The 20,043-nt window shown below is 44.5% G+C and carries 16 protein-coding genes and 1 pseudogene; 12 read left to right on the forward strand and 5 right to left on the reverse strand.

Features of this window, described 5'->3' with window-relative positions; translation table 11 throughout:
- The first annotated feature begins 190 nt into the window (after positions 1–190).
- From argR to ONT08_RS04380, 6 genes are all read left to right on the forward strand, one after another.
- Positions 191–679 carry an arginine repressor gene (argR, locus tag ONT08_RS04355; RefSeq protein WP_117587358.1) on the forward strand — a complete coding sequence of 163 codons (489 nt, stop codon included), beginning with the start codon at positions 191–193 and terminating at the stop codon, positions 677–679.
- Positions 680–769: 90 nt separating this feature from the next.
- Positions 770–1,381, forward strand: a complete 612-nt coding sequence (locus ONT08_RS04360) for a GNAT family N-acetyltransferase (RefSeq protein ID WP_117587359.1) — start codon at positions 770–772, stop codon at positions 1,379–1,381.
- Positions 1,382–1,459: 78 nt separating this feature from the next.
- The gene (locus ONT08_RS04365) at positions 1,460–2,662 is read left to right on the forward strand and encodes an argininosuccinate synthase (protein ID WP_264959329.1); all 1,203 of its coding nucleotides are present in this window, start codon (positions 1,460–1,462) and stop codon (positions 2,660–2,662) included.
- A 50-nt stretch (positions 2,663–2,712) separates the two neighbouring features.
- A complete protein-coding gene (locus ONT08_RS04370; protein ID WP_117587360.1) occupies positions 2,713–3,102 on the forward strand; it encodes a four helix bundle protein in 390 nt (129 codons plus the stop codon).
- Between the two features lie 53 nt (positions 3,103–3,155).
- Positions 3,156–4,157, forward strand: coding sequence for an N-acetyl-gamma-glutamyl-phosphate reductase (argC, locus tag ONT08_RS04375; protein ID WP_117587361.1), 1,002 nt, complete (start codon positions 3,156–3,158; stop codon positions 4,155–4,157).
- Between the two features lie 179 nt (positions 4,158–4,336).
- The gene (locus tag ONT08_RS04380) at positions 4,337–5,479 is read left to right on the forward strand and encodes an aspartate aminotransferase family protein (RefSeq protein WP_264959330.1); all 1,143 of its coding nucleotides are present in this window, start codon (positions 4,337–4,339) and stop codon (positions 5,477–5,479) included.
- A 161-nt stretch (positions 5,480–5,640) separates the two neighbouring features.
- Here the strand turns inward: ONT08_RS04380 and ONT08_RS04385 are convergent, their stop codons facing one another.
- On the reverse strand, positions 5,641–5,769 hold the full coding sequence (locus tag ONT08_RS04385) for a hypothetical protein (protein WP_254972699.1): 129 nt from the start codon (positions 5,767–5,769) through the stop codon (positions 5,641–5,643).
- A 34-nt stretch (positions 5,770–5,803) separates the two neighbouring features.
- The gene (locus tag ONT08_RS04390) at positions 5,804–6,883 is read right to left on the reverse strand and encodes a hypothetical protein (RefSeq protein WP_264959331.1); all 1,080 of its coding nucleotides are present in this window, start codon (positions 6,881–6,883) and stop codon (positions 5,804–5,806) included.
- Between the two features lie 674 nt (positions 6,884–7,557).
- Between ONT08_RS04390 and ONT08_RS04395 the strand changes: the two genes are divergently transcribed.
- From ONT08_RS04395 to proB, 4 genes and pseudogenes are all read left to right on the forward strand, one after another.
- Positions 7,558–8,340 carry a pyrroline-5-carboxylate reductase family protein gene (locus ONT08_RS04395; RefSeq protein WP_264959332.1) on the forward strand — a complete coding sequence of 261 codons (783 nt, stop codon included), beginning with the start codon at positions 7,558–7,560 and terminating at the stop codon, positions 8,338–8,340.
- Between the two features lie 250 nt (positions 8,341–8,590).
- Positions 8,591–9,145 carry a helix-turn-helix domain-containing protein gene (locus ONT08_RS04400; protein WP_117587364.1) on the forward strand — a complete coding sequence of 185 codons (555 nt, stop codon included), beginning with the start codon at positions 8,591–8,593 and terminating at the stop codon, positions 9,143–9,145.
- Between the two features lie 32 nt (positions 9,146–9,177).
- Complete coding sequence (locus ONT08_RS04405; protein ID WP_264959333.1) at positions 9,178–10,839, forward strand: AMP-binding protein; 1,662 nt, start codon at positions 9,178–9,180, stop codon at positions 10,837–10,839.
- Positions 10,840–10,902: 63 nt separating this feature from the next.
- Positions 10,903–11,673, forward strand: a pseudogene (gene proB, locus ONT08_RS04410) (glutamate 5-kinase); the annotation flags it as partial.
- A 108-nt stretch (positions 11,674–11,781) separates the two neighbouring features.
- Here the strand turns inward: proB and ONT08_RS04415 are convergent.
- Together ONT08_RS04415 and ONT08_RS04420 are read right to left on the reverse strand one after the other, a co-directional pair.
- Positions 11,782–13,962 (reverse strand): alpha-galactosidase, encoded by a 2,181-nt coding sequence (locus ONT08_RS04415; protein ID WP_153137792.1) that lies wholly within the window; start codon positions 13,960–13,962, stop codon positions 11,782–11,784.
- Between the two features lie 64 nt (positions 13,963–14,026).
- The gene (locus ONT08_RS04420) at positions 14,027–16,306 is read right to left on the reverse strand and encodes a TonB-dependent receptor (protein WP_264959565.1); all 2,280 of its coding nucleotides are present in this window, start codon (positions 16,304–16,306) and stop codon (positions 14,027–14,029) included.
- Between the two features lie 330 nt (positions 16,307–16,636).
- On the opposite strand from ONT08_RS04420, the gene ONT08_RS04425 reads away from it, so the two are divergent.
- Positions 16,637–18,253, forward strand: a complete 1,617-nt coding sequence (locus tag ONT08_RS04425) for a DUF6377 domain-containing protein (RefSeq protein WP_118200513.1) — start codon at positions 16,637–16,639, stop codon at positions 18,251–18,253.
- On the opposite strand, the gene ONT08_RS04430 is transcribed toward ONT08_RS04425, so the two are convergent.
- A complete protein-coding gene (locus ONT08_RS04430) occupies positions 18,254–18,382 on the reverse strand; it encodes a beta-propeller fold lactonase family protein (RefSeq protein WP_367398949.1) in 129 nt (42 codons plus the stop codon).
- Between the two features lie 237 nt (positions 18,383–18,619).
- Here ONT08_RS04430 and ONT08_RS04435 point away from each other — a divergent pair, with 237 nt between their 5' ends.
- Positions 18,620–20,038, forward strand: coding sequence for an AAA family ATPase (locus ONT08_RS04435; RefSeq protein WP_254972721.1), 1,419 nt, complete (start codon positions 18,620–18,622; stop codon positions 20,036–20,038).
- Positions 20,039–20,043 lie beyond the last annotated feature (5 nt).

Below are 20,043 nucleotides of genomic sequence, written 5' to 3' on the forward strand. Positions count from 1 at the left end.
GGCTTTTTTGCATCAAAAGCCTTGTGTAGAAAATCTGTATAAAATAACTGAATGTATGCATATTTATTCTATATTCATACATAACAAAAGACAAAATAATGTTATTTTACGCATTTTTCTTTCATTTTATTTGGCTATTTGCAAAATATATTGTAATTTTGCAGCCGTTAAACGAATAAAAATACAGCATATGAAGGCAAAGAATAGCAGATTGGAAACTTTGAAGATGCTTATATCAAGTCAAGAGTTGAGTTCGCAAGACCAACTTTTGGAGGCTCTTCACAAAGAAGGCTTTAAGATTACGCAAGCCACATTGAGCCGTGACTTAAAACTGCTCAAGGTGGCAAAGGCAGCATCTTCGAGTGGAAAATATGCGTATGTTCTGCCCAACGATACATTATATAAGAGAGTATCAAACCATATTCCAGTGAGCAAGATGATGGTGAATACCGGATTCCAGTCTATCAACTTCTCTGGAAACATGGTCGTGATCAAAACCCGTCCGGGATATGCAAGCAGCATTGCCTATAATATAGATAATAGTGATATTCCTCAAATTCTGGGAACCATCGCTGGCGATGACACGATCTTTCTGGTTAAGAAGAAAGGGACAACAGAAGAGGAAATCATCAATGCACTAGCAGAGGTAATTCCAGACGTTCACCATAAATATGTATAAGGTAGTTGCATTTTAATGCAAAACATACACCTTATTATATATAAAGAAAGAATATTAAAACAAAAACATTTTAAGATAGAAGAGAAAAAAATGGAAGAAGCAGAAGTTAAAGTAATGGTGGCTGACGAAAGTCACATCAAGTACATCGACACCATTCTGACTACAATTGCAGAAGCTGCAAAGAAACGTGGTTCTGGTATCGCCAAGCGTTCACCAGAGTATGTTGCCACCAAGATGCGCGAAGCCAAGGCGGTCATCGCTCTCCAGGGAGAGAAGTTCGCAGGTTTCAGCTACATCGAAACATGGGGCAACAAGCACTATGTCACCACATCAGGTTTGATCGTTCACCCAGACTTCCGTGGTTTGGGATTGGCAAAGCGCATCAAGAACCTGACCTTTACGCTCGCCCGACAGCGATGGCCTCATGCCAAGATTTTCTCTTTGACTTCCGGTTCGGCTGTCATGAAGATGAACACCCAGTTGGGTTATCTTCCAGTTACTTTCGCCGACCTGACCGATGACGAGTCTTTCTGGCGTGGTTGCGAGGGTTGCATCAACGTAGATGTGCTCCATCGCACCAACCGCAAATACTGCATCTGCACCGCCATGCTCTTCGACCCAGAAGAACATCTGCCTATCAAGCTTCCTCAGGAGGTAATTGAAAGAATCCGTAAGATTGACGGTCCATCTGCAGAAATTTAAATCCTTATATATAAAAGGTGTTGGCAAGAATGCCAATTTAACACTTAACATTTCACACTTAACATTAATCATAAGGTTATGGCAAATAAAAAAGTAGTAGTCGCTTTCAGCGGCGGTCTCGATACATCATACACAGTAATGAAGTTGACCCAGGATGGCTGGGATGTTTATGCAGCATGCGCTAACACAGGTGGTTTCTCTGCCGAGCAGTTGAAGACCAACGAGGAGAACGCATATAAATTGGGTGCCAAGGCATACGTCACTCTCGACGTTACCCATGAGTATTACGAGAAATCATTGAAATACATGATTTTCGGTAATGTGCTCCGCAACAACTGCTACCCTATCTCTGTATCTTCTGAGCGTATCTTCCAGGCTATCGCCATCGCTCGTTACGCCAAGGAGATTGGTGCTGACGCCATCGCTCACGGAAGTACAGGTGCCGGCAACGACCAGATTCGTTTCGACATGACATTCCTGGTGATGGCTCCTGGTGTAGAGATCATCACCTTGACACGTGACAAGGCGCTTTCTCGTAAGGAGGAGGTTGATTACCTGAACGAGCACGGCTTCTTTGCAGACTTCACCAAATTGAAGTATTCTTATAACGTAGGTATCTGGGGAACCAGTATCTGCGGCGGTGAGATTCTCGACCCAACCCAGGGTCTCCCAGAGGAGGCTTACCTGAAGCACGTTACTGCCAAGGAAGAAGAGGCTGAGTTGAAGATTACCTTCGAGAAGGGTGAGATTGTGGCTGTCAACGGCGAGAAGTTTGATGATAAGATTGCAGCCATCCAGAAGATTGAGGAGATTGGTGCATCTTACGCTATCGGTCGCGACTGCAACGTGGGTGACACCATCATCGGTATCAAGGGTCGTGTAGGTTTCGAGGCTGCGGCTCCTAAGCTCATCATCGAGGCTCACCGCCTGTTGGAAAAGAGCACATTGAGCAAGTGGCAGCAGTATTGGAAGGATCAGGTAGGCAACTGGTACGGAATGTTCCTCCACGAGAGTCAGTACCTGGAGCCTGTAATGCCGGATATCGAGGCAATGCTGACTTCTTCTCAGCGCAACGTAAACGGTACAGCCATCCTGAAGCTCCGTCCATACAATTTCCAGACTGTAGGTATCGATTCACCAGACGATTTGACCAAGTCTAAGCTCGGTGAGTATGGTGAGATGCAGCACGGTTGGACAGCAGAGGATGCGAAGGGCTTCATCAAGGTAAGCTCTACCCCACTCCGTGTTTATTATGGTATGCACCCTAACGAGGAAAGATAAATTAAGTGAAGAACGAAGAGTGAAGAGTGAAAAATTCAAATGCTTTTGTGATGGGAACAAAAAATATCAACGAGTATAATAGAGAGAATTCTCCTTTACATACCAAGAGTTATCTCTTTGCAGTGAGAATTGTAAAAATGGTCAAACATATCAATTCTTGCAAAAAGGAGTTTACCATTACAAATCAAATTCTTCGCTCAGGAACTGCCGTAGGAGCTTTAGTAAGAGAAGCAGAATTTGCCCAGAGTCCACTAGACTTTGCTAACAAATTATCTATTGCCCTCAAAGAAGCAAATGAGACATCCTATTGGTTAAACCTTCTTCATGATACAGATTATATTGATGAAAATGCATTCAAAAGCATAATCATTGACTGTAATGAATTAATAGCACTCCTCGTTTCATCCATAAAAACTATAAAACAAAGAAATAATAAATAACAAGAAGGACAAGAGAATTCTTCACTCTTCGTTCTTCACTCTTCACTTAAATTATGATTAGAGTAGGTATTTTAGGAGCAGCTGGTTATACAGGAGGTGAGTTGATTCGCCTCCTTATCAACCATCCTGAGGCAGAGATTGTATTCGCCAACAGCGAGAGTAACGCCGGCAACCTGGTGGCTGAGGTTCACGAGGGATTGTATGGCGAGACTGATTTGAAGTTTACCGCCGAGATGCCTTTCGACCAGGTGGATGTTATCTTCTTCTGCTTCGGTCACGGCAAGAGCGAGGCGTTCCTGAAGGAGCACAATGTTCCGGAGAACGTGAAGATTATCGATTTGGCACAGGACTTCCGTCTTGCCCCAGAGACAGTGGTTGCTACCCAGCAGCCAACCCCAGCAGCTCACGATTTTGTATATGGTCTTCCAGAAATAAATGAATCAAAAATAGCCGTAGCTCAGCACGTGGCAAACCCAGGTTGTTTTGCAACTTGCATTCAACTTGGTTTGTTGCCTGCTGCCAAGATGGGCCTCATCAACAGCGATGTATCTGTCAACGCCATTACCGGCAGCACCGGCGCAGGTCAGAAGCCAGGCACCACTACCCATTTCTCATGGCGCAACAACAACATGAGCATCTACAAGGCATTCAACCATCAGCACGTGCCAGAGATTCGTCAGAGTCTGAAGCAGACACAGGGTTATCTCGATGCAGCCATCGACTTCATCCCTTACCGTGGCGACTTCGCCCGTGGCATCTTCGCTACAGAAGTGGTAAAGACCGACAAGCCTATCGAGGAAATCGTGGCAGGTTACAAGGAGTTCTACAAGAATGCCAAGTTCACCCACTATGTGGATAAGGCAATCGACTTGAAGCAGGTTGTGAATACCAACAAGTGCTTGGTTCATGTGGATAAGTATGGCGATAAGCTACTGATTACTTCCTGCATCGACAATCTTCTGAAGGGTGCCGTAGGTCAGGCTGTTCAGAACATGAACATCATGTTTGGTCTCGACCAGACAGCAGGTCTCAGGCTAAAGCCATCGGCTTTCTAAGTGAAGAACGAAGAGTGAAGAGTGAAGAATTCAAATGCTTTTCCGGATGAGTCACGCTTTACTCTTACACTATACTTCACTACATAATAATATCAGTTTAACAATAGAAGAACAAAGACTAAGACCATCTCAAAGCAAGAGAATTCTTCACTCTTCGTTCTTCACTATTCACTTAAATTATGATTTTATACGACGTATATCCTCTTTTCGATATTAATATTGTAAAAGGACAAGGCTGCAAGGTATGGGACGACAAGGGTCAGGAATACCTCGACCTCTATGGCGGTCATGCCGTTATCAGCATCGGTCATTGCCATCCTCACTATGTAGAGATGCTCACCAACCAGTTGAACAATCTGGGGTTCTATTCCAACTCTGTCATCAACAAGTTGCAGGTGAAACTCGCAGAGCGTCTGGGCAAGATAAGCGGTTATGAAGATTATCAGTTCTTCCTCATCAACTCAGGTGCCGAGGCAAACGAGAACGCCTTGAAGCTGGCTTCTTTCACCAACGGAAGAACCCGCGTGCTTTCTATAGAAAAGGCTTTCCACGGCAGAACATCCCTTGCCGTAGAGGTAACAAATAATCCTAAGATTATCGCTCCTATCAATGATAATGGTCACGTAACCTATCTTCCTATCAATGATTTGGAGGCTTGGGAGAAGGAACTTGCCAAGGGCGATGTATGTGCTTGTATCATCGAAGCTATTCAGGGCGTAGGTGGTTGCAACATGGTAACTCCTGAGTTTGCCCAGGGTTTGCAGGCAGCCTGCAAGAAATACGGTACTTTCCTGATTTGCGATGAAATCCAGTGTGGTTATGGCAGAAGCGGTAAGTTCTTCGCACACCAGTGGTTGGGCATCAAGCCAGATCTCATCACCGTTGCCAAGGGTATCGGTAATGGTTTTCCTATGGGTGGCGTGTTGATTTCTCCAGAGTTTACTCCTGTATATGGTCAGCTGGGTACTACTTTCGGTGGCAACCACCTGGCATGTACAGCAGCTCTCGCCGTTCTCGATGTATTCGAAAAAGAGAATCTGGTAGAGAATGCGCATGAGGTTGGTGAATATCTCATCGCCCAGCTGAAGGAGTTGCAGAAGCGCAACAGTCACATCACAGAGGTTCGTGGCCGTGGTTTAATGGTAGGAGCCGTACTCGATATTCCTCACAAGGAAGTTCGCAGCAAGCTCATCCACGAGCAGCATTGCTTCACCGGTTGCGCCGGCACCAACATCCTCCGTATCCTCCCTCCATTGGTATTGACCAAGGAAAATGTAGATGACTTCATCGAAAGATTGGAAATCGTATTAAAGGAAGTATAAACCCATTGAGATAAGGGTATAAAGAAAACTCAACCCATAAAAGAAATAGGAATCACTCCTATCGTGAGCAGCAAGCCCTTTGCGGTTTGCTGCTTTTTTGTTCCCCTTATAGGAAATCATCTTAAATGTCTCTACTTTCGAATAAAAGTAATAAAAAATATTTATAGTCGATTCAGCTCTGCATTACCGGCACCAGTTCCCTTGTACTTGCTACGTGTGGTATTGAACTTATAGCGAAGGGTGAATTGCAGGTCTCTCGTACCTCGCTTAGATACTTGCAGGAGTTCCATCTTTTGGTTATAGAGCAAGTCGGCATCCCAACATTTATAAAGCAGGTCGTTGCCTTTTAATTACGAGTTTGGTGGCTACCATCTTATTGCTCACACGATTCTTGGAGTTGATGTTACGAGAATCGTGCTCCTGGCTCTGTTCATCGCTATAGGCATAAGCCCTGTTTGTACTGAAATAGAGGTCGGTATTCAGGTCAATAGTGGTCTTGCCCCAAATGCCGTTGTAGTAGGCATTCAATTGATGGCTAGGGTTGTTCTTGTCGACCGTCAGACCATCGGTTTTGATATAGTCGTAAAACTTACCGTCGGCAGTTACCTGACTATCGAAAAAATCTTTTGAGCGAGAATAGCCTGGCGAGGTCAAGGTGTATCTCGCACCAATGGAATGATTAGCATTGAAATCATAGCTAAAACCACTGATAAGACGGTGCGATTCTATACGACCTGTTACTTCGTTGTTGTTATGCTGTTGCCAAAGCGTATCTACATGTACAGTCTGATTGTAGGTGGCCTTTTGCATCCATGTTGCATCAGAGAACTTATAAGTGGCAAAGAGATTCAGTCCATTATGACGATAGTTCATGTTAACCTGTTGGATGGTATTGTCGTGCTTATTGTACCAATACACAGAGCGAGTATCAAAGCCGAAACCTTCGCCTTTCTTCTTGATGGTCTTGATTTTGATTACCGCATTTACCGAAGCATCGTAGGTCGCTCCTGGATTCTGGATGACTTCCACACTCTTGATGTCGGAAGATTTGATGTTATCCAACTCACTGATGTCTTGCATCTTCCTGCCGTTGATATATATAATAGGTGTACCCTTGCCGACCACCTCATATCCATCTTTCTTCTTCACGATACTCGGCACATGCTTCAATACATCTTCTGCCGTACCCATCTTGCTAAGCACGGTTCCTGCCACGTTGGTCAGCAGTCCTTCGTGTGTCTTCTTATATTGAGGAAGATGAGCTTTCACCACCACTTCGCCAAGTTCTTTGGAGAACTTATCAAATAGGGTCGTGTCGGAAATCTGTTCGCCGTTGATGTTCTGTGCCATCATCTGTGTTATAGTAATGCCACAGAAGGATGCTACTAACGCAAGTCTTTTCATTTTCTTACTATTCTTTATGTTGTTACTATTCTTATTTGTTGCAAAATAGCAAGGCAACGGCTATGCCAAAAACATAAACGACTGATTATCAGAATATATAGAAAGAAAGTCCATAAAAGGACCTGTCTAAATACTTGACACTGCTGTCTAGATATTAGACAGAAAACCCATCAAAAAGGTTACGATGCGACACCATCTCCTTAATATATTCATGGTATTTTCACTTATTTTCCTACATTTCGCAAGCAATTTGTCGCATAACTCAGAAATTTTCCATCCCTTGGCCTACGCTCATGCCGAAGGAACTCCTTCAGGCGCATTGCCAGAACAACCGAGCCGTGATATAACTTTACAGATTAAGATATAGCGAAAATATCTCTTAAGGGAAAATTTTCAATCTCTTCTTTCCCCATTATATAGGTGTTTCTTCTTGATTGTCTATTTCTAGAATATCATTTTACATAGTTTCATCTCCATCATCTATAAGATAGGTAAGTACAAGGAGAAGAGAACCAAGGACGTGGATACTTCCAGAATGGGAGTAAACTAGCGAATTTCTTAAAAAATCGTCAGTAAACAAGCGTACTTTCTTAAAAAATCGTCTACAAAATGCTCTTTTTTCTGATAAAAGTAGTATCTTTGCACCGTAATTGCATTTTAACTATAAGACGACAATGAAAATAACAATTATCGGAGCAGGTGCTATGGGCGGTGCCATGGCTGAAGGACTCTTGCAGAGCGAGAAGTTCACTCCATCAGATATTACGGTATCTGACCATAACCAACCAGTATTGGATCACTTCGCAAGCGAAGGAGCCTGCGTAACCCTCGACAACCAGTTGGCTTGCCACGGCGCAGACATCATTTGCGTAGTAGTAAAACCTTGGTGCGTGGAGAAGACATTAAAGGGAATCAAGGATGCACTCAACTACAAGAGTCAGAAACTCGTCGTGGTAGCAGCCGGTGTGCCATCAGCCAACATCAAGGAGTGGTTAGACAAGGATGGCATCACCCCAACCTTCTTCCTCGTGATGCCAAACATCGCCATCGCCTACAAGCAGTCGATGACCTTCATCACTCCTGTAGATGCATCTGCTACAGAAATCCAGCAGATTACAGAAATCTTCGATGAATTGGGCGAAAGCCTCATCATGGAAGAACGTCTCTTCCCTGCTGCCACAGCCATGTCGTGTGCCATCGCTTACGCCATGCGCTATGTAAGAGCCAATGTGGAAGGCGGCGTAGAAATGGGATTCAAGGCAAAGGATGCCCAGAAGATTGTGCTCCAGACCGTAAAGGGAGCCGTAGAGCTTCTCCAAGCTACAGGCGAGCATCCAGAGGCTGCCATTGACAAGGTTACCACTCCAGGCGGCTGTACCATCAAGGGCTTGAACACCATGGAACAGGGCGGTTTCACCAGTGCAGTGATTAATGGTTTGCTGGCAGGAAAAAGATAAAAGACTTCTCTTAAAAAATGACGAAACAAGAAGACTTCTCTCTGATGAAAATCTGGGAAGAAACCGAAGGGGATGCTGCACAAATTTAATTATTTGTGCGGCATTTTCTTTTTATTGTATTTCTATATTAGAAAAAAATGGCATGAATGTGTGAGATTCAGAATATTTTTCGTACCTTTGCGCCAACATGTCAACTTCTACTTTTCGTAGCAGTTTGACAAATTAGACAAACAATAAAAAAGAGATTTTTATGGATGAAGCAATTAAGCAAATCGGTGAAAGACTGAAAGGTCTACGCGAGGTTCTCAACATTCCAGCAGAGGAGGTGGCTGAACTTTGCGAAATCAGTCTTGACCATTATCTCAAGATTGAATCAGGAGAAGCAGATCCTTCTGTGTATCGACTTTCAAAGATTTCCAAGCGATACGGCATCGATCTCGACGTATTGCTCTTCGGCGAAGAACCTCGCATGAAGGGATATTACGTAACCCGCAAGGGACAGGGACCGGAGATAGACCGCAACAACCAGTATAAATACCAGAGCCTTGCCGTAGGGTTCAAGGACAGAAAGGTAAATCCGTTCATGGTACAGGTGGATCCGTTGCCAGGCGACAAGAAGCCAAACAAAAACGGACACGATGGACAGGAATATGATTATGTGATAGAGGGACAGCTCGAAGTTACCATCGAAGAGAAAGTGATGGTGCTGAACCCGGGCGACAGCATCTACTTTGACAGTAGAAAATCGCATTGCTTCCGCTCACTCAACAATGAGCCAGCCAAGTTCCTTTGCATCATCATTTAAGTTTCCTTATATCATTATTTAGAAGAGTAACTATGATTGAGAGATTTCTTAAACAGACAAAATTCACTTCAGAACAAGACTTCAAGGAGCATCTGGAGTTTATCATACCAGAAGATTTCAACTTTGCCTACGACGTGATGGACGAATGGGCAAAGATCAAACCAGACCACGTGGCGCTGCTTTGGGCAAGCGAACGAGGTGAAGAAATCCGTTTTACATACAAGGACTTGAAGGAGCAGAGCGATAAGGCTGCCGTTTACTTCCAGAGTCTCGGTATCGGTCACGATGATAAGGTGATGCTCATTCTGAAGCGTCACTATCAGTGGTGGCTTGCCATGCTCGGTCTCCACAAGTTGGGCGCCGTAGCCATCCCTGCCACCCACATGCTTACCAAGCACGACATCGTTTACCGCAACAATGCGGCAAGCGTGAAGGCCATCATCTGCTGCGGCGATGATTACGTGGTGGAGCAAATTAAAGAGGCAATGCCAGAGAGTCCTTCTGTAAAGACTTTGATTAGTATCGGTCCGGATATTCCGGAAGGTTTCCACGACTGGATGAAGGAATGGAACGAATGCGCTCCTTTCGTTCGCCCTGAACATGTAAACTCTAACGAAGATACCCTGCTGATGTACTTCACATCGGGAACCACAGGCGAGCCAAAGATGGTGGCACACGATTACCTCTATGCCCTCGGCCATCTGACCACAGGTGTATATTGGCACAATCTACACGAGAACTCCATCCATCTCACCGTAGCCGATACCGGTTGGGGCAAGGCTGTATGGGGCAAGCTCTACGGACAATGGTTTGCCGGAGCAACCGTCTTCGTTTTCGACCACGAGAAGTTTACGGCAGATAAGATTATGCGACAGATTGAGAAGTATCACATCACCTCTTTCTGTGCCCCTCCTACCATCTATCGCTTCATGATTCAGGAGGATTTCTCTAAGTATGACCTCAGCAGTCTTGAATACTGCACCACAGCGGGCGAAGCTATGAACCCATCTGTGGCAGAAACCTTCCAGAAGCTGACGGGCGTTCAGATTTACGAGGGTTTCGGACAGACCGAGACCACCATGACATTGGGAACCTTCCCTTGGATCAAGCCAAAGCCAGGCAGCATGGGCAAGCCAAATCCACAATATGATGTTCACATCCTCCGCCCAGACATGACTGAATGCGAGGATGGTGAAAAGGGTGAGATTTGCATCCGCATCGGCGATGACAAGCCTATCGGTCTCTTCAAATATTACTATCGCGATGAAAAGCAGACCCAATCGGTTTGGCATGATGGTTACTATCACACGGGCGATATGGCCTGGCGTGATGAGGAAGGCTACTTCTGGTTTGAGGGAAGAATCGACGACGTGATCAAGAGTTCGGGTTACCGCATCGGTCCTTTCGAGGTAGAGAATGCCCTGATGACTCACCCTGCCGTAGTAGAGTGCGCCATCACCGGTGTGCCAGACCCAATCCGCGGCATGGTTGTCAAGGCTACCGTCGTACTGAAGGATGAATACAAGAGTATGGCAGGTCCAGACCTCATCAAGAAGTTGCAGGATCATGTGAAGCACGAGACTGCCCCTTATAAATATCCTCGCATCATCGAATTCGTAGATGAACTGCCAAAGACCATCTCCGGCAAGATTCGAAGAGTAGAGATTCGAGAAAAAGACAATAAAAAGAAATAATGATTGAAGGGGCAAGGAATTTTAAACAACAGATTCCTTGCTCCAAATAAATATCGGCATAAAATGGGAAAAAGAATCGTAGTAAAGGTGGGCAGCAACGTGCTGACCCGAGAAGACGGAAAACTGGATGTAACGAGAATGTCGGCGATTGTTGATCAGATTGTCTGGCTCAGAAAGCACGACTATGAGGTGATTCTGGTTTCTTCTGGAGCCGTGGCTGCCGGAAGAGCCGAACTGCATGTTGACCATCATTTGGACAGCGTGGAGCAACGCCAGCTGTTCTCTGCCATCGGACAGGTGAAACTCGTAGGTCTCTATTACAACCTTTTCCGTGAATATAAAATAAAAATAGGTCAGGTATTGACCATGAAGGAGAATTTCGGTGCCGAAGAGCAGTATAAGAACCAGGAGGCCTGCATGCAGGTGATGCTGGAAAACAACGTACTCCCTATCGTCAACGAGAACGATACCGTGTGCATCACCGAGCTGATGTTTACGGATAACGATGAGTTGTCTGGCTTGATTGCCAAGATGATGAATGCCGACACATTGATTCTATTAAGTAATGTGGATGGCATCTACAATGGTGACCCAAGCGAGCCTACCACCCGCATCATCCCATCGGTTTATTACGACCGTGACATCAGTGAGTACATCCTTGCCAGCAAGAGCCGTCACGGCAGAGGCGGTATGACTTCTAAAGTAAAGACCGCCCACGATGTAGCCAATGCCGGCATCAAGGTAATCATCGCCAACGGCAATACGCCAAACATCCTCATCAATCTGAAGGAGCATCCGATGGAGACCCTTCATACTGAGTTTGTGGCAAGACCGCTAAACAAGTAAAATCATTAGGGAAAAAAGATACAGATACCTAAAAAAAAGCAGCAAGCCTATTATAGACTTTGCTGCTTTTCGTTTTTATTATGAATAGTTGATACGTTATTCTAATACCAATACATGGCTGGTTCCATCGGTCTGGCTGAATACATTCAAGCCGACTTTCATCAGATAGTCACCGCTGTACTGCTTGCCATTGCACTCCAAATCAGATTCCTTGCCAGGCATCAGATTGGTCTCCTTTACGGTATAAACCTTATCGGCATCCAATCCCTGCATCTTCACATTCATCACAGGCTCCTTGTAGCGTGGATGCAAGTCGTATGCAAAGAGAACGGCACGCTGCTTGTCCTTACTTACATAGTTAATGGCACAATGGTTGCCTTCGTAAGGAGAAACCAGGCGATACTGGTCGCCCTCGAGAATCATAGGCTTCATGCTATCGTAGTTCTTGACAGCATTCTGCACAAACTTGTAGTCATCACCTGAAAGTGACTTGAGGTCGATATCAAAGCCCAACTTACATGAACTGCAAACATCGGTGCGGAACTTCACACTGGTATTCTTGTTCCAATTGGTTACATGCGAGCCCATGGTCTTGGCTGGGAAGAACTTCGACAGGCTCCACTGGATGTAGAGGCGCTCGTATGGATCCGTATCGTCTGAACACCAGAATTCAGTGAAATACTTAAGCATCTCGTAATCCATTCTGCCACCACCACCAGAGCAAAGCATCATCGGCAACTTAGGATACTTGTTATGAATACGGGTAAGCACCTTGTAGATACCACGGACATGATCGATATAGAAATTACCCTGATTCTCCTTATGATATGGAGAATAGATATTGGTTATCACACTGTTGCAGTCCCACTTGAAGTAAGCCACATCCGGATTCTCCGTCATGATACGATCCACGATACCGAACACATAATCCTGTACCTTAGGATTACTGATATCAAGTACCAGCTGGTTGCGGTAATAATAGGTATCACGCTTTGGCTGCATAATCACCCAGTCGGGATGCTTCTCAAAGAGTTCACTCTTAGGATTCACCATCTCAGGCTCAATCCAAATACCAAACTTTACACCAGCCTTTTTGGCATCTCTAACCAATCCTGGTATTCCATCAGGCAGCTTGCTCTTGGTAGCCTCCCAGTCGCCGAGACCTGCATGGTCGTCCTTGCGAGGATACTTGTTGGCAAACCAACCATCATCAAGCAAGAACATATCTACACCCAGGTCCTTGGCATCCTTCATCAACTCAGCAAGACTCTGCTGGTTGAAGTCGAATCCGGTATTCTCCCAGTTGTTCAAGAGCGTAAGGCGATCTTCCATACCCATGTTTACCTGATACTGGCGAGCCCAATTGTGCAAATTACGGGAAGCCTCACCGATACCATTATCGCTCATGGCAAAGATAAACTCAGGGGTAGTGAACGTCTCACCAGCCTTCAGTTTATAGTTAGAGGCGTATGGATTGATGGCAGGGATAACACGAAGGGCTCCCACGTTATCTACCTCGAAGGTAAAGCGGAAGTTGCCAGGCCATCCGATGGTTCCAAGCATCACCTTGCCCTCATTCTCCTTGGCAGGCTCATCGAATCCCAGTTCAAAGAAAGGCTCCTCCTGCATGGCTGCACGGGTACCCAACTTGGTATCAACAATCTTCTTACCAGCAGTCAACTGGCAAGTCTCTGGCTGTCCTTCCTTAGCCCAGTCGCTATGATAATTGGTTACGAAATACTTGTTTGCCTTGAAATAAAGCATTGTAGAGCTATATCTCCAAAGCGTAACCGGAGCTTTCTCCTTATGAGAGATTTCGCTCCATGCCTTGATGACGTTCTCCTTAGGATAAGCTGCATAGTGGAGCTTCACGGTCAGCGGATACACCTTGTCCTTAAGAGTGATGATGGTCTCAACACCTCCACTGATAGCCTTTTCTTCAGAAGACTGATAATACAAATAGGTGGTCATGTTACCATCGGCATGGGTCACTGCCACTGCCGGCTCGAAGAAATCTTCAGCACCAGAGGTTGCATAAACCTCATGACCTCGCTGGCAGACGGAACCATCAGAGGCTGCATATACATCCCACTTCAGATGATTGTAATCTGAAGGATTCTTCAACTTGTCACCCAGATACACTTGGTAGAGGCGACCCTTAGGAGAAACCTGCATCACGAGGTCGGTCTTGTCGGTTGACACTCGGATGGTCTTTTGAGCAGATGCCATGATAGATGTCATGCACATCGCTGCGATAATCATAAATACCTTTTTCATCGTTCTTTGGTTTTTATGTGATTGCTTTGTTATAATTAAACGCTATAATTCTTTCGTTATTATCTTAGAATTTGATTCCTGCAGAGAATTCCACCGTGAACGGACGGAGATAGCTGCCACTCATGTACTTGCCGTCATATTTGCCAGCTTCCTGCTTGGTAATCAGTTCAGAGCCGCTAATGGTACCCTTGGCACCCTTCTCGTTGAAGATATTGATGACACTCACGCCAAGGCTCAGTTTCTTGTTCACATTCCAGTTGATTCCGCCGAAAGTCTCCCAGTGACCATTGAAATAGAGTGCCTCCTGAAGGTTGGCATAGGTCTTACCGAAGTAACGGAAGCTCAACCAGGCATTCAGATTCTTGGTGATATCATACTTAGGGTCCAACTCGATAAGAACCTGAGGTATCTCCTTGACAATCATATTGTTGGCATTCACACCCATAGACTGACCGTCATTGAACGTTACGCTCGCATTATAGTTCTTATACACCGGCTTCTGATAAGTGAAGAGTGCATGCATGTGGAAGTTCTTGAACGGATTGATTTCTGCCGAGGTTGTCCAACCCAAAGTCTGGATATTATAGATGAGCAACACGGTCTTGCCCTCTGTAGTGCCAGGCTTGGTAAGATTCTGCTGGTCGATATTGTTCGACTTTGATATGTAGGTCACCATTGAAGAAAGGTCAATCCAATCGTTCTTGTAGAAAATACCACCACGAATCAATGGAATGGTTACTCGCTTATACTGCTCCTCGGTAGGTCCTGTTCCTGCATACTCGCTGATGCGTGGGAAACGGGTGGCGATGGTAGCATCGGCAGTCAAACCAAACTGGCGGGTAAGGTTATACGTCAACTGTAAGGTGGCTGCATAATTCAATTTATCCTTGGTTACGTTCTTTGCTTCGATGCTGTGCTCGGTAGCAACAACAGAACCATCAGCAGCAGTGGCGTATGTATTATAGTTACCCATGTGGAATCCTGAGAAACGTGGAGTAGAAATCTGCTCGGCAGACATGCGGTAGTACTCCAATCTACCACCATAGAACACCTTGAACTTAGGACTTACCTTCCATTCGTCGGTAAAGTAGAGTGCCAACTTGTTCTCTGATCCCTTGGTGTATTCTGGACTCAACTCATTATAACCGAAAGTCTCAGAACGATGAGCTGTCTGCGTAGGATCAAGGGGATTGACATACATCTGGCTCAATGTGCGTGGATAAGCTTCTACGGTGCCTGCCCACTGGAACGAAGACGAATAGTAATTGAGATGGTAATACCACTCGTTCAAACCAATCATTAACTTATGGTTGTTCAACTGCTTGGAGATTTCGGTAGTCAAAAGCGCATTGCTTACCTTACCAACATGCAACCAGGTGCGACGGCCTTCTATATAGCCACTGTAGGCAGACCCATCAGAAAGCTGATAGCCATCAGCCTCGCTCACCTGAGAGATGGTACTTCCTCCGAAATCCACAAAATTGGCACGTGGAGCATTCATATACTTGGCGTTGAATTTCCACAACCATCCATTATCAAACTGATACTGGCTGATGAGGGCAATCTCGTTGGCATGATTCTCACTGCCATCGCTCATATTCCATGTCTCCATCTTTCCTGACTTAGTATTCAAGTATTGGAAAGAACCTTGACGCTGCACGTATGAGTCCATACCTGGGTCAAAGCCATCAATCTTCTTGATGCTGCCATCGCCAGAATAGATAAATGGGGCTGCATTGGCAAAATTGCCAGGGTTTTTGCTGTTGGAATACTTATATAATAAGGAGACACGTCCCTTTCCATCATTCAAGATACGAGTGATACCGAAATGATAAAGTTGGGTACGGTCGGCATAATCAGTAAAGCGAAGCTTGAAACTACCTGGATCGAAATTCTGATACATACTGGCAGTATAAAGCCAATTGTCACCGATTCCACCAGACAGGTTGAGGTCTACATTCTGCATACCAAAATGGTTTGCCTTATAGTTGAGCTTGCCTTTGAACTCTTTCTGTCCCAACTCGCTGAAAGAAGAAACTGCGTATGCAATATTACCTGTAGCAATGGCAGACTCAGATGGAGTCATCAAGTCGGTACCTTTCAGTGAGGCATCGCTACGCCAATGGGCAGACAGTCTGTGTACGGAAGAAGAGTAAACGGCTGGAAGACCGTTTTCATATACGGTTACATCCTCGCTTGGCAATCCTATCTGGATTTCACGAGGCTTGTTGGCATCAGATGCGTTGAGCATCACATTACGCTCTTCCTTTTTCTCCTTGTTTTCAGATTCGTCAGAAGGAAGTGCATACACTTGGCTTGCAGCAGACATCGCTACCAAAGCCATAGAAAATGTACGGATTCTTAAGTTCATAATCTTACAGTTGTTTATTCTTAGTTTTACATGATTTCACTTGCCACCGAATGCGATTCGATTGCGGTTGCAAAGTTAAGGAGATTTTTCAGACATTGGCATCATATGTAGGTTATGAGTAGATAAATATTAGGTTTATTAAGTCTATAACCTTCTAATAATCAAGCTATCAAAGATATTAATACTTTTTAATAGAGTAGATGGTAAAAAGAGGAATAAATGTAGTATCTTTGCAGAAAAATACAATTATAAGGCACTCTAATAGTCTATCAGATAGTAACAATAACAATTAAAAAGATAGTTATGAAAGTAGTATTGTGGTTCTTAATGATGTTTATGCCATTAATGGCAAATGCTTCTTCCGTAAACGAGGAACAGCTGTTCCATCGTTTAGACAGTTACATCGCTCAGCGAAGCAAGTTTACCCAAAGAAAAGAAGCGAAACTGCTAAGACTCAAAAAGCAACTATACATGACTTCCGACAAGCACAACCAGCTTAGGCTCTATAACCAGATCTACAGAGAGTATTATACCTACCGTTACGACTCTGCCATGACATACGCCAAGAAGGGCTACCAGCTGGCAGTACAACTTCAGGATGATTATTTCATCAACCTGAATAAAATCAATCGTGCGGCAGTGCTGTCAACAGGCGGTTTCTACAGCCAGGCAGAAGACTTAATGCTAGCAATGGATGTGGAGAAAATGTCACCTAAGTTATTGCAATACTATTATTATACCTTGACTTGGGTATATAACTACTGGGAAAATTTCTGCAACAAGTCGGAGTTTCAAGAAGGATTGGCAGCCAAGAAACGTTTTTATTTAGGCAAGACTCTTGAGCATATCGGCAACAAGGAATCCGCTCTTTATTACTATCTGTCAGGAGAGGTTGAATATCTTAAGCAGCGTACAAGCAAAAAAACACTTCAGTTCTACATGAAGGCGCTTTCTGCCTGTCCCCTGAACAGCCGTGTGTATGCCTCATCGGCTTATTGCATAGCCCGCTATTATTATGATACCGACCAAAAGGATTTATACGAAAAGTATATTGTAGAAGCAGCCATCTCAGACCAGATATGTCCCCTGAAGGAGAATCTGGCCCTTCAGGAGTTTTCCACCTATCTATATAATAAGGATGCCTCCTATGCAAAGAGGGCTTCCAAATACATCTATTGCTCCATGGAGGATGCCCAATTCTACAACAACCGTCTCCGTATGGTTGAGATTTCCCGCATACTTCCCCTTATCACAGAAACAAACCATCAGGCAGAAGTACGCAAGAACCGCATCGTAACAGCATCCCTCGTCATCGTGAGCATCCTGTCGCTAGGATTCCTTGCCATGGCTTTCTTTGCATTCAAGATGAACAAGCGTCTGGCCAAGAGCCGTAGGGAGATAAAAAGCCAAAATACACTCTTGGACGAACTGAACCAGAAGCTGCTCAACACCAATAAGCGAAGAGAGACCTATATGCATTTATTTATGGACATCAGTGCCGTATATATCAAGAAGCTGGATGATTATCGCAAATTGGTAAGCCGCAAAATCAAGGCAAAACAAACTGCCGATCTTCTGACTGCCATCAACAGCTACAAGCTGGCAGAAGAAGAGGCAGCCAACTTCTATATTCGCTTCGACAAGGCATTCATTGACTTATATCCGAATTTCGTGGAAGAATTCAACCAACTGCTGTTGCCAGAAAAACAGATAGTTCTCCCTGCCCCTAACAGTCTCACCAAGGAACTGCGTATCTATGCACTGATGCGACTGGGAATTACGGATGGTCAGGAACTGGCCACCCTCCTGTTCTATTCTACCCAAACCATCTATAATTACAAGGCAGCCATCAGAAAGCGAGCCAAAGAGCTCACCTCTTTTGATGCAGCCATCAACCGACTATGCAATGTGATAGGCTAATCAGAACATATCCTGCTTCGCATCAACCATCATTCCAGTTTTCTTATTGATTTTGAAAACTTGAATCACATGAATGTCACGACACGCCACAAGCATGAACTGTCCGTTAGGCGTGATGGCGAGGATGATATACTTTAAACGTGCGGAATGTACTTAAAAAAGACACATTCCGCACGTTTAAAGCACATTTTCTTAGATATCGCATCATTTTTGGGCTATTCTACATACTCTTTTCTTTACTTTTTATAGCAACAAACGTTAAAAAAACGCTTTAAACGTGCGGAATGTACTTAAAAAAAGATAGATTCCGCACGTTATCTCACTATTTTTTCGTATATTTGCCCCAGAAATATAACTATTTGAACTATGTTAATAGGTAGAAAAGAAGAACTGAAGACACTTCATCAAGCATTGATTGCTGATGAGTCGAAGTTTGTTGCCATATATGGGCGCAGACGAGTGGGAAAGACTTTCCTGGTAAGGGAGGCCTTCAACAATGACTTTGCCTTTTATCATACAGGATTGGCAAATGAGACCAATTGCATACAATTGGCAGAGTTCAACCGTTCACTCACATCATATAGCAAACAGAAACAGTCGAAGTTAAAAGATTGGTATGATGCTTTTGACAGGTTGGAGCAACTGTTGGCACAATCTACTATCCCCAAGAAAGTAGTGTTCATCGACGAGATGCCATGGATGGATTCTCCACGCTCCAATTTTCTTTCGGCTTTGGAACATTTCTGGAATGGATGGGCTTCCGCCCGCAAGGATATTCTCCTCATCGTTTGCGGCAGTGCTACCTCATGGATTATCAATAAGGTGATTAAAAATCATGGTGGATTGCACAACCGAGTGTCTGTCCGTATTCATCTGAAACCGTTTTGCTTAAGGGAATGCGAACTCTATTCCGAAGAAATGGGACTGCGCTTTAATCGCCGACAGGTTTTGGAAGGCTATATGATCATGGGAGGTGTTCCGTTTTATTGGTCTCAACTGAAACCGGGAATGAGTCTGGCACAGAACATCAACCAGTTATTTTTCTCAGAAGATGGCAATCTTCGTCACGAGTTTGATGACTTATACGACTCTTTGTTCAAACAGCCTAAGCCTTATCTCTCGATAGTAGATGCTTTGGCAACCAAGAAAGTCGGAATGACCAGAACAGAAATCTTACAAGCAACCAAGTTGACCGACAATGGCAAGTTGACGGAATACTTAGAGAACTTGGAATACTGCGGATTTATCCGAAAATATAATTGCATCGGAATGAAAGCTAAGAATGCCTTGTTCCAGTTAATGGACAATTACACCTTGTTTTATTATAAGTTTATCAAGGACAGCTATATCAATGACGCACAATATTGGACCAAGATTACCGGCAAACCCGAGTACAACACGTGGTGCGGTTTGGCTTTTGAACGAGTATGCCTACAGCATGTGGAGCAAATCAAGACAAAGCTAGGCATTCAAGGAGTTATCACCACGGTTTATTCTTGGAGTGTAGCTGGGAGCAAGGATAAGCCGGGAGCACAGATTGACTTGCTGATAGACAGGAGCGATGATGTCATCAATCTCTGTGAAATCAAATACTCCAAGGCTCCATTTCAGATAACTAATACGATAGATGCGAGTTTACAAAACAAGCGAGAGCGTTTCATCCAAGAAACTGGCACCGAAAAAGCCGTGCATCTTACAATGATTACGACCATGGGATTATCCGACAATCCTTATGCCTGGGATGTTCAGTCGGTAGTAACAATGGACGACTTGTTTGTTCTCTAAACGTC

This window comes from Segatella copri, from assembly GCF_026015465.1.
GTDB lineage: Bacteria > Bacteroidota > Bacteroidia > Bacteroidales > Bacteroidaceae > Prevotella > Prevotella copri_E.

Excerpts from the sequence above, each read along its gene's own strand:
- argR (WP_117587358.1), top strand. The coding sequence starts at position 191 with ATGAAGGCAAAGAATAGCAGATTGGAAACTTTGAAGATGCTTATATCA.
- ONT08_RS04360 (WP_117587359.1), top strand. The coding sequence starts at position 770 with ATGGAAGAAGCAGAAGTTAAAGTAATGGTGGCTGACGAAAGTCACATC.
- ONT08_RS04365 (WP_264959329.1), top strand. The coding sequence starts at position 1,460 with ATGGCAAATAAAAAAGTAGTAGTCGCTTTCAGCGGCGGTCTCGATACA.
- ONT08_RS04370 (WP_117587360.1), top strand. The coding sequence starts at position 2,713 with ATGGGAACAAAAAATATCAACGAGTATAATAGAGAGAATTCTCCTTTA.
- argC (WP_117587361.1), top strand. The coding sequence starts at position 3,156 with ATGATTAGAGTAGGTATTTTAGGAGCAGCTGGTTATACAGGAGGTGAG.
- ONT08_RS04380 (WP_264959330.1), top strand. The coding sequence starts at position 4,337 with ATGATTTTATACGACGTATATCCTCTTTTCGATATTAATATTGTAAAA.
- ONT08_RS04385 (WP_254972699.1), bottom strand. The coding sequence starts at position 5,769 with ATGGAACTCCTGCAAGTATCTAAGCGAGGTACGAGAGACCTGCAATTC.
- ONT08_RS04390 (WP_264959331.1), bottom strand. The coding sequence starts at position 6,883 with ATGAAAAGACTTGCGTTAGTAGCATCCTTCTGTGGCATTACTATAACA.
- ONT08_RS04395 (WP_264959332.1), top strand. The coding sequence starts at position 7,558 with ATGAAAATAACAATTATCGGAGCAGGTGCTATGGGCGGTGCCATGGCT.
- ONT08_RS04400 (WP_117587364.1), top strand. The coding sequence starts at position 8,591 with ATGGATGAAGCAATTAAGCAAATCGGTGAAAGACTGAAAGGTCTACGC.
- ONT08_RS04405 (WP_264959333.1), top strand. The coding sequence starts at position 9,178 with ATGATTGAGAGATTTCTTAAACAGACAAAATTCACTTCAGAACAAGAC.
- ONT08_RS04415 (WP_153137792.1), bottom strand. The coding sequence starts at position 13,962 with ATGAAAAAGGTATTTATGATTATCGCAGCGATGTGCATGACATCTATC.
- ONT08_RS04420 (WP_264959565.1), bottom strand. The coding sequence starts at position 16,306 with ATGGCTTTGGTAGCGATGTCTGCTGCAAGCCAAGTGTATGCACTTCCT.
- ONT08_RS04425 (WP_118200513.1), top strand. The coding sequence starts at position 16,637 with ATGAAAGTAGTATTGTGGTTCTTAATGATGTTTATGCCATTAATGGCA.
- ONT08_RS04435 (WP_254972721.1), top strand. The coding sequence starts at position 18,620 with ATGTTAATAGGTAGAAAAGAAGAACTGAAGACACTTCATCAAGCATTG.